At 70.7% G+C, this 9,155-nt stretch carries 13 protein-coding genes; 7 read left to right on the forward strand and 6 right to left on the reverse strand.

Translation table 11 applies throughout. The features are described from left to right. Positions 1–52: 52 nt before the first annotated feature. Complete coding sequence (locus DPM19_RS10750) at positions 53–1,276, forward strand: PP2C family protein-serine/threonine phosphatase (protein ID WP_111865663.1); 1,224 nt, start codon at positions 53–55, stop codon at positions 1,274–1,276. Positions 1,277–1,348: 72 nt separating this feature from the next. After that, entirely contained in the window at positions 1,349–2,104 is a 756-nt protein-coding gene (locus tag DPM19_RS10755; RefSeq protein ID WP_158566753.1) for a DUF4184 family protein, read from the forward strand. On the opposite strand, the gene DPM19_RS10760 is transcribed toward DPM19_RS10755, so the two are convergent. Continuing rightward, a complete protein-coding gene (locus DPM19_RS10760) occupies positions 2,093–2,539 on the reverse strand; it encodes an ATP-binding protein (protein ID WP_111865668.1) in 447 nt (148 codons plus the stop codon). The two genes, DPM19_RS10755 and DPM19_RS10760, sit on opposite strands and share 12 nt — an antisense overlap. A gap of 319 nt (positions 2,540–2,858) precedes the next feature. Between DPM19_RS10760 and DPM19_RS10765 the strand changes: the two genes are divergently transcribed. The 3 genes from DPM19_RS10765 (at position 2,859) to DPM19_RS10775 (ending at position 4,372) form a co-directional block, all read left to right on the forward strand. After that, positions 2,859–3,716, forward strand: coding sequence for a helix-turn-helix domain-containing protein (locus DPM19_RS10765; RefSeq protein WP_111865670.1), 858 nt, complete (start codon positions 2,859–2,861; stop codon positions 3,714–3,716). Positions 3,717–3,732: 16 nt separating this feature from the next. Then, the gene (locus DPM19_RS10770; protein ID WP_199484978.1) at positions 3,733–3,942 is read left to right on the forward strand and encodes a DUF397 domain-containing protein; all 210 of its coding nucleotides are present in this window, start codon (positions 3,733–3,735) and stop codon (positions 3,940–3,942) included. 220 nt (positions 3,943–4,162) lie between these two features. Beyond that, a complete protein-coding gene (locus DPM19_RS10775) occupies positions 4,163–4,372 on the forward strand; it encodes a DUF397 domain-containing protein (protein WP_111865673.1) in 210 nt (69 codons plus the stop codon). A 787-nt stretch (positions 4,373–5,159) separates the two neighbouring features. Here DPM19_RS10775 and DPM19_RS10785 read toward each other — a convergent pair. From DPM19_RS10785 to DPM19_RS34800, 5 genes are read right to left on the reverse strand one after another with little or no spacing between them, the layout of a single operon-like run. After that, positions 5,160–5,915: a methyltransferase domain-containing protein gene (locus DPM19_RS10785; RefSeq protein ID WP_111865676.1), complete on the reverse strand. Its 756-nt coding sequence runs from the start codon at positions 5,913–5,915 to the stop codon at positions 5,160–5,162. Further along, positions 5,912–6,265 carry an ArsR/SmtB family transcription factor gene (locus tag DPM19_RS10790; RefSeq protein ID WP_111865679.1) on the reverse strand — a complete coding sequence of 118 codons (354 nt, stop codon included), beginning with the start codon at positions 6,263–6,265 and terminating at the stop codon, positions 5,912–5,914. Before DPM19_RS10790 ends, DPM19_RS10785 begins: the two co-directional genes overlap by 4 nt. A 31-nt stretch (positions 6,266–6,296) precedes the next feature. Beyond that, the gene (locus DPM19_RS10795) at positions 6,297–6,698 is read right to left on the reverse strand and encodes an arsenate reductase ArsC (protein WP_111865681.1); all 402 of its coding nucleotides are present in this window, start codon (positions 6,696–6,698) and stop codon (positions 6,297–6,299) included. A gap of 32 nt (positions 6,699–6,730) precedes the next feature. Continuing rightward, positions 6,731–7,456, reverse strand: a complete 726-nt coding sequence (locus DPM19_RS10800) for an aquaporin (protein WP_199484979.1) — start codon at positions 7,454–7,456, stop codon at positions 6,731–6,733. Next, positions 7,453–7,824, reverse strand: coding sequence for an ArsR/SmtB family transcription factor (locus DPM19_RS34800; protein WP_146778806.1), 372 nt, complete (start codon positions 7,822–7,824; stop codon positions 7,453–7,455). The genes DPM19_RS10800 and DPM19_RS34800 overlap by 4 nt, the downstream gene beginning before the upstream one ends. Before the next feature lie 83 nt (positions 7,825–7,907). On the opposite strand from DPM19_RS34800, the gene DPM19_RS10805 reads away from it, so the two are divergent. Together DPM19_RS10805 and DPM19_RS10810 are read left to right on the forward strand one after the other, a co-directional pair. Then, on the forward strand, positions 7,908–8,324 hold the full coding sequence (locus tag DPM19_RS10805; protein ID WP_111865686.1) for an ArsI/CadI family heavy metal resistance metalloenzyme: 417 nt from the start codon (positions 7,908–7,910) through the stop codon (positions 8,322–8,324). A 171-nt stretch (positions 8,325–8,495) separates the two neighbouring features. Further along, complete coding sequence (locus tag DPM19_RS10810) at positions 8,496–8,867, forward strand: hypothetical protein (RefSeq protein WP_111865688.1); 372 nt, start codon at positions 8,496–8,498, stop codon at positions 8,865–8,867. Positions 8,868–9,155 lie beyond the last annotated feature (288 nt).

Below are 9,155 nucleotides of genomic sequence, written 5' to 3' on the forward strand. Positions count from 1 at the left end.
GTCTCAGCAGGTCGATCGGGGTAGGGAAGCCTGGATCGGAGAACCTGCCTCGATGGGACGAGCGGTGGAGAGCACGGGCGAGCGGATGCTCGGCGGACTGCTGGAGGACTGTCACCTGGCCGCCATGGAGGACCTGCCGCGCCTGGCCGCCGGGCACGCGGCACCGGCCGGCCTCGCCGACCCCACGATCCATGTGGCCGACCTGCAGAAGAAGTTCCTGGTCCCGCTGCCCGGCCAGTGCGGCCGGGACGGGAAGCCACTGCGGGAGATCTCCATCGACGTCACCATGGCGGGACGGGCCTTCCGCAACGTGGAGATCGTCCGGGTCCGCGACGACGACGCCCCCGGCTCGGCACGGCTGTGGGTGCCGCTGCTGGACGGCACCGAACGGCTCGGGGTGCTCGGGGTGACCGTGCCCGCCGACGACGAGGAGGCGCTCTGCCGGGCCGCGTACCTGGCCTCCCTCATCGCCCTGCTGGTGACCAGCAAGCGCAACTACAGCGACACCTACCAGAGCCTGGTGCGGACCGAGCCGATGACCCTCTCCGCCGAGGTGCTGTGGAACCTGATGCCGATCGGCACCTTCGCCAACGACCGGGTGGTGGTCAGCGCCGCCCTGGAGCCGGCCTACGCCGTCGGCGGGGACGCCTACGACTACGCCATGCGGGGCGACACGCTGCACCTGGCGATCTTCGACGCGATGGGGCACGACACGGCCGCCGGGCTGACCGCCAGCATCGCCATGGGCGCCTGCCGCAACGGCCGCCGGCTGGGCATGGACCTGACCTCGACCGCCGAGTCCGTCGACCACGCCATCGCCGGGCAGTTCGCCGGCGAGCGGTTCGCCACCGGCGTCCTCGGCGTGCTGGACGTCGGGGCCGGCGAACTGGCCTGGGTCAACCGCGGCCACCACCCGCCGCTGCTGCTGCGCCGCGGGCGCCGGGTCCCGCTGCCGGAGGAGCAGGTGGAGCCGCCGATGGGGCTCGGGTTGCCGCAGACCCCCACCACGATCCGGTACCAGCTCGAACCCGGCGACCGGGTGCTGTTCTACACCGACGGGATCATCGACGCGCAGAACCCCGCCGGGGAGCGCTTCGGCCTGGAGCGGTTCATCGACTTCGTCCTCCGCCGGGAGGCCGACGGGCTGCCCGCCCCGGAGACGCTGCGCCGGCTGGTCCTGACCATCCTGGAGTACCAGCACGAGCGGCTCCAGGACGACGCCACCGTGCTGATGGTCGAGTGGCGCACCCAGGAGGAGCAGCGCCTCACCTTCTGATCCGGGGTGAACCCGGCCGCGGGTTCGGCCGTCCATCCAGGTGACGATCTTGCTCGACGACCGGAAGGCGCCGTGCCGTTCACCCTGAGCCACCCCGCCGCCGTCCTCCCGTTCGCCCGCGGCCCGCTGGTGCCGTCCGCGCTGGTGATCGGGGCGATGGCGCCCGACCTCCCCTACTTCGCCTTCCTGATGGAGTACCGCGGGGTGACGCACCGGCAGCCCTGGGCCTTCCCCGCCGCCCTCGGCATCGGGCTGGCCGCGTACGCCGTGTTCCACCTGTGCTGGAAGCGCCCGCTGATCGCGCTGTCCCCGTCCTGGCTGCGGCGGCGGCTACCCGCCCCCGGCCCCGCCTTCACCCGGTGGGTGCTCCCGTCCCTGCTGTTCGGGACGGCCACCCACCTGTTCTGGGACGCCTTCACGCACAGCGCGCACGGCTTCACCGGCCTGCTGCCCTGGCTCGTCACCCACTCCTACGCGGGCCTGCCGGTGCACAAGTGGCTCCAGTACGGGAGCGGGGCGGGCGGCGCGCTGTTCATCTGCTGGTGGCTGGCCCGCTGGGCGCGCACCACCCCGCCCCGCGCCGACGCCCCGCCCGGCCTCTCCCCCACCACCCGGCGCCGCGTCCTGGCCTGGTCGGCCGCGGCCACCGCCCTCGGCGGCCTGCTCGGCGCGGTCACCCTGGTCGACCCCGCCGAGCAGAGCCCGGCGAGCACCCTCTACATCGCCGTGGTCAACGGCGTCCTGTCCACCGTCGCCACCGCCGCCCTCGCCCTCACCGTCTACTCCCTGTGGTGGCACCGCTCCGCCGCCCCGGGCTCACGCCCTTAACCTCGCCCAAACGATCTTGCCCCCGGACGGCAGCGGGGTGACGCCGCAGCACGTGGACAGGGCCTTGACGATGACCAGCCCGCGCCCCCCGTTGTCGTCGAAGTTCTCCTCCCGCAGGTCCAGGTCCTCGGGCCGCAGCTCGGTGACCGGCGCGGGCTCTCGCGGGAGGCCCGGATCGGTGTCGGCGACCCCCACCGCCAGGCCGATCTCGTCCCGTCGGCAGAGCACGGTGATGCATCCGCCCCGGGGACTGACCGCCACCGCGTTCGCGACCAGCTCGCTCAGGATCAGCCGGGCGTCGTAGCGGGCGTCCTCGCCCAGCCCCCAGCAGATCAGCCGCTGCTCGACCAGGCTCCAGGCCAGCCCCGCGCTGGCCGGGGACGCCGCCATCGGCATCCGCAACTCGTCCGGGCTCTTGGCCTCGGTGGAGGTCACGAGACCACCGCCCGGCGTCCGGGACGGGGCTTCTCGGGGGGAACGGAGTGTTCGGGTGGGGTCGCTCGCAGTATCGTCGTCACTGCCTCTCCCTGGAGGGGTGGAGCCGCGCGACCGGGCCAGGCCGTCAATCCGAAACCCGGTCGCGCGGCGGCTTCCGCGCGGGTGGTTATCCACAGTTCGCGTATTCGCTCGTAACCGCGCCACTACTCCCGGATACTTACACAGGGCTGCATCAACCCGCTAGTGAAACACAAGGATTGCAAATCACTAGTAGGATTTTCTCTGGGCAGCCGGTGATCCCCTCCGAGGAGAGCAGATGGCGAAGCAGACCCGTCCACCCACGGCACGCCTGCGCAGGCTGGCGGGCGAACTACTCGCACTCCGCCAGCACGCGGGCCTGAGCAGGGACGACGTCAACGAGCGCTCGGGCATCAACCCGGCGACCCTCTACCGCATCGAGGTGGCGAGGTCCCGCCCCCAGGCCAGGACGCTCAAGACGCTGCTGGACCTGTACGAGGTCGACCAGGACAGGCGGGACGCGCTGACGCTCCTGTTCCGCGAGTCCGGACAGCGGAACTGGCTCCTGTCCTACCCCGCGGACCTGCCCGAGCGGTACAGCACCTACATCTCATTCGAGTCCGAAGCCCACACATCCCTGACCTTCGGAGCAACCCTCGTCCCAGGGCTGCTTCAAACCGAGGACTACGCCCGCGCCGTCATCAGAGGCCTTCTCCCGGAGATCACCTCAGAAGAGGTGGAACAACGAGTCGAAGCTCGCATGCGACGGCAAACGATTCTGGACAGGGAAAACCCTCTGCGACTTTGGGCCATCGTGGACGAGGCCGCGCTTCGACGTCAGGTAGGCAGCCCCCAAGCCATGAATGCGCAGATCGCCCATCTCCGGGAATCCATGGACCGGCCGGAGGTGACGCTCCAGGTACTCCCCTTCGAGGCAGGGCCCCACCCGGCGATGCTCGGAGAGTTCATCATCCTCAAGTTCGAGGGGGCCATCGCGCCCGATATCGTCTATATCGATGGCCTTGCTGGAGACTTGTTCGTGGATGATGCTCCCAGTATCGCGCGTTACATCAGAGCTTTTGAGCACCTCCGGGCCATCGCCTCCAGTCCGGCAGCCACGCACAAGATCCTTGCCACCCTGGCCAGGGATGCCTGAGTGAAAGGGGCACAGAATGCACATCTCCGACCTGCCTGATGCTGTATGGCGTAAAAGCACCCGCAGCAGCGGAAACGGCGCCTGCGTCGAAGTCGCCGACCTGACCAAGGCCATCGCCATCCGCGACAGCAAAGACCCCGACGGCCCCACGCTCACCCTCCCCGCCCCCGCCTTCGCAACCCTGATCACCCGGCTCAAGCACAACGATCCACTGGCCAGGCCCTAACGACGGCGAACCGGCACCGCACAATGATCCTTCCCCGAGAGGGGGCGCGGCCGGTACCGATGCCTCGGGGAGGCTTCTGGCCTCACTTTGAGACATGCCTTAAAAGGGCGGCCAGTCCGAGTCGGAGGAGGTGTGCCCTGGCCCAGTTTCCGGCTCCGTATCTCCAACGGCCAGCGCCGGTCGATGACAGCCGCGGCCTCCTTAACGAGAGGGCCACAAGATGCACATCCCGGAACTGTCAAGCGCGGCATGGCGCAAGAGCAGCCGCAGCGGCGGAAACGGCAACTGCATCGAAGTCGCCAACCTCACCACGGCCATCGCCATCCGCGACAGCAAAGACCCCGGCGGCCCCACGCTCACCCTCCCCGCCTCCGCCTTCGCAACCCTGATCACCCGGCTCAAGCACGGCGATCCACTGGCCAGGCCCTGACGCCGGCGAACCGACACCGCACCGTGAACTGCCGGAAGCGGCTCACGCCATCGCGCCGGTTCCAAGGCGTGTATCGAAGTGGGCCAGGTGCCGATGGTGCTGGTTCGCTCGCGCAGGACCGGGCCGCCCTGCCCAAAAGCCTGCACCGGTGATCGTTGAGGATGGGCGGTGCCAGGGCACCGCCCATCCTCAACGATCACGCGGGCAAGGGGTCGGAGACCGACGTCGGTGGTGCCGCGGGGGCTGCCGGCCTCACGTTGAGACAGGCGCTAGAAGGGCGGCCAGTCCGAGTCCGGGGAAGGCCTGCCCTGAACCCGGTGGTTCGAGCCTCGCTTCTCCACCGGCCAACGCCGGTCGATGACGGCCGCGGCCTCCTTGCAGGCTTGGCAGGCGTCGTCCCAGTGCGGCACCCACGGGTAGGGCGAGGCGGACACGGCATCTTGCCGGACACCACAAAGAGTCGTGCCGAAGTACCCGTAAGCATGGGAAACACCGGCGGGCAATCCCGTACCGGTGGCCCGTTCCCAGCGCAGGCGCATGGGCTCGTACGTCGGTCGCGAGACCTCCTGCGGGCCGATCCCCAGAAAGGTCAACGCATAGCACCAAGAGCACAACCACACCTGCTCCCGCTGGAGAGCCGGATCTGTCGGCACCTGCCGCATTTCGTGGTCGCACACATCACAGAGCATGGCCTAATCCTCGAACACGACCACCGGCCTCAGCGGCCATACGGGCACCTCGGCAGGAGGTCCGAACGGCACCCGGCCGAGGGGCGGCGGCATCGGTGTCAGCGGCGGGCCGCGGGGCGGGCGGGTTTGGTGGCTTGCACGATGGCCGAGCGCAGGCCCTGGCCGGCGTCGGCGGTGGGGGTGATCCGGATATCGGTGAAACCGGTGGTGGTGAGGAGGTGCCGGTACTCGTCGGCCGTGAGGGTGCCGTTGGCGCAGCCGACTTGCTGTTCGGCGGCGGCACGTCGGGCGGGGTCGAGGTCCGGATCGGCGATGACGTCGCTGATGCCGAGGCGTCCGCCGGGGCGCAGGACCCGGAGGGCCTCGGCGAGGACGCGGGCCTTGTCGGTGGACAGGTTGACGACGCAGTTGGAGATGACGACGTCGACCGTCGCGTCGGGCAGGGGGACGTCCTCGATGTGGCCGTGCAGGAACTCGACGTTGGCGGCACCGGCCTGGGCGGCGTTGGCGCGGGCAAGGGCGAGCATGTCGGGGCTGGCGTCCAGCCCGTAGACGCGGCCGGCGGGGCCAACGCGGCGGGCCGACAGCAGGACGTCGAGGCCGCCGCCGGAGCCGAGGTCGAGCACGGTCTCCCCGGGGGCCGGGTCGGCGACGGCGAGGGGGTTGCCGCAGCCGAGGCTGGCGCGCAGCGCGGCCTCGGGCGCTTCGGCGCCGGTGTAGGCGGCGGGGCCGAAACAGCCCTCCGCACCGGACCCGGCCTCGCCGTCCAGCGGGGTGCCGCCCGCTATGGCGAGCCGGGCGAGGCCGGAGTAGCGCTGGACGGTCAAGTCCCGGCGCGCGTCGGAGTCGGTCATCGCTGGTCTCCCGGGGTGGGCTCGCAGGTGGGCGGGGCGGGCACGGGACGGCCCATGACGACGTCGGCGGCGGTGGGGAAACAGGCGACACAGGCGTCGTTGATCCGGTAGAAGGCCGCGGTGCCCCGGCGTTCCACGAGCACGAACCGGACCTCGGCGAGGACCTTGAGGTGCGCGGAGACGGTCGACTGGCCGACCGCGACGGCCTCGACGATCTCTCCGACGGTCAGTGCCCCGCCGTGCCGGGCGAGCAGCGAGACGATCTGGATCCTGGTGGCGTCGGCGAGCGCCTTGAACCACGAGGCGTACTCCGCGGCCGTGGGCCGGTCGAGCGGTTCTACCCTATTCATCGTTCATCGACGATAAACGATGAAGCTGGTGTCAGGGAAGCAGTTCCGCCAGCAACCGGCGGACGTGGGCGTCGATGGCGTCCCGGATGGGCCGGATCTCCTCGGCGCTCCTGCCGGCGGGGTCGTCGAGTTCCCAGTTCAGGTAGCGCTTACCGGGATAGAACGGGCAGGTGTCCCCGCACCCCATGGTGACGACGACGTCGGATGCCCGGACGGCGTCGTCGGTCAGCGGTTTGGGGAACTCCCTGGCCAGGTCCAGGCCGAGTTCCGCCATGACGGCGACGACCGCCGGGTTGACGGTCTCGGCAGGCGCGGACCCGGCCGACCGCACGCGGACGCGCCCGGCGGCGTGGTGGTCCAGGAGCGCGGCGGCCATCTGGGACCGTCCCGCGTTGTGGACGCACACGAACAGGACCTCGGGGATGTCGGACACCAGGTTCCTCCTTGCTGCGAATCGGTGCGGGGTCACGCGCCGACGGTTCGTTTCGGCGTTTCCGGGGCGGCCGACCGCGCCGCCCGCGGGTACAGGGCGGCGACGAGCAGGCAGCCGAGCACGGCTCCGGCGAACTGGGCGGCAACGAAGCCGGGCACCGAGCCGGGCGCGATCCCGGCGAACGTGTCGGTGCGGGACCGGGCGAGGGTGACGGCGGGGTTGGCGAAGCTGGTCGAGGAGGTGAACCAGTAGGCGGCGCCGATGTAGGCGCCGACCGCGGCGGGCGCCAGATGGGCGCGCCCCTGCCGGGACAGGGCGAAGACCAGCGCGACCAGCCCGGCGGTGGCCACCAGTTCCCCGAGCAGCAGGTGCCCCGCCGACCGGTCGTGCGCGGCGGTCTGTAGCGCGGGCCGGGCGAACATCAGATGCGCCAGCACCGTCCCACCGAGCCCGCCCGCGAGCTGGACGGGCACGTAGACCAGGACCTCCCCGAGCGCCAGCCCGGTCCCGTCCCGGCGGCCCAGTGCCCAGGCCGCCAGGGAGACCACCGGGTTGAGGTGCGCGCCGCTCACCGGCCCGAACAGCAGGATCAGGACGCCCAGCCCGCCGGCCGTGGCCAGGCTGTTGGCCAGCAGCCGGATCCCGTCGTCCCGCGACAGCTCGGCGGCCATGATCCCCGACCCGACCACCACGGCCACCAGCAGGCCGGTGCCCAGGAACTCAGCGAGAGCCCGCCGCGCCAGTGGCAGCCCGGTCACAGTGCGGCGGGCTCCGGCTTGAGCAGCGCGGCCAGGCGCTCCAGCGTGGCGGGCAGCAGCCAGTAGTACACCCAGGTCCCCCGGCGTTCGGACGCGATCAGCCCGGCCTCGCGCAGCACCTTCAGATGGTGGGAGATCGTCGGTGCGGTCACCTCGAACGCCCCGGTCAGCTCGCACACGCACACCCCCTGGCCGACCTCGCGGCCACCCGCGTGTGCGCCGATCAGCGTCAGCAGCCGCAGCCGGACCGGGTCGGACAGCGCTTTGAACACCCGCGCCAGCTCGGCCGCCTCGCCCGCGCCGAGGGGTTCGGCGACCAGCGGTGTGCAGCATTCCGCGGAGACGACCGGCAGCCCTTGATTCGACATAGGTCTAATTTGACAGACATCTAGATAGAAGCGCAAACTCGGGACTGCTTAGACAGCCATCGAATCAGTACGGAGGGCCCGCCGTGTCCCGCGTCCAACTCGCCCTGCGCGTCGCCGACCTGCAAGCCTCGATCGACTTCTACACCCGGCTCTTCGGCACCGAGCCCGCCAAGCTCCGCCCCGGCTACGCCAACTTCGCGATCGCCGAACCGCCGCTCAAGCTCGTCCTCATCGAGGGCGACCCCACCGCCCCGACCCGCCTGGACCATCTCGGCATCGAGGTCGAGACCGGCGACCAGGTCACCGCCGCCACCACCCGGCTGGCCGGCGCGGGTCTCGACACCACCGTGGAACAGGACACCGCCTGCTGCTACGCCGTCCAGGACAAGGTCTGGGTGCACGGCCCGGGCGAGGAACCCTGGGAGGTCTACGTGGTCAAAGCCGACGCCGACACCCTGACCAGGACGGCGGACTCCCCCTGCTGCGCCCCGGCCGGCTGAGCCCGCGCGGGAGGAACGCGATGCCCCGGCAAGCACAGTGGCCTCCGCCCGGACGCGCCGGAGGGCCGCCAGCGGGGATCGGCCCAGGTGAAAGCTCGCCCCCTGTGCCCAGGTACGGGGTTACCGCCGGAATGAGCCCGCCACCGAGCCGGGCCGGAAAAGGAGCCGACGATGACCGGGCCTGACGTACCGATCACGTGCACGCTGTCGCCGGACAAGATGATCGACCGGCTGGCCGACTTCGAAGCGCTGTACGCGGCCCGGCTGACCGCCCTGGAGCGGGAACCGCTGCGGCTGCTGCTGACGTTCGCCGGCGCCGACACCGCGGGACGGGCCCGGATCCGCGAACTGTTCGACGCCGAACAGCAGTGCTGCGCCTTCCTGACCTTCACCTACGCGCAGACCGACGACGACCTGAAGGTGACGATCACCGCACCCGCCGAGGCCGCACCGGCACTCGACGTCATGCAGGCCCTCGCCGAGCGCAACGCGCCGCAGGCCGTCGCCGACCAGGAGTGCGAACCGGACGAGCGGCAGCCGTGAGGAACCGCGCGGCGGCGCCGGGTGAACTCGCATCCGGCCCGCCGCGCGACCGCCCCACACAACAAATCCGGAGAAGCACCGAAGCGGTCCTGTCGCGACCTACGACAGGACGGGCCGAAGTGCAACCCCAAGGACCCTGACGACAAGTTTCAATCCGATGCGGTTTGTCGCGGTCTGCGACAGTAGCCTCGATTATGAGTCCGTGACCTGCAGCGTTGCAAGATCATGCGCCGACCCCCGTCGAACGATCTTGAACACCACCCGTCGTTGACCTTCTCCAGCAGAGTC

The organism is Actinomadura craniellae (assembly GCF_003289645.1).
Lineage (GTDB): Bacteria > Actinomycetota > Actinomycetes > Streptosporangiales > Streptosporangiaceae > Actinomadura_D > Actinomadura_D craniellae.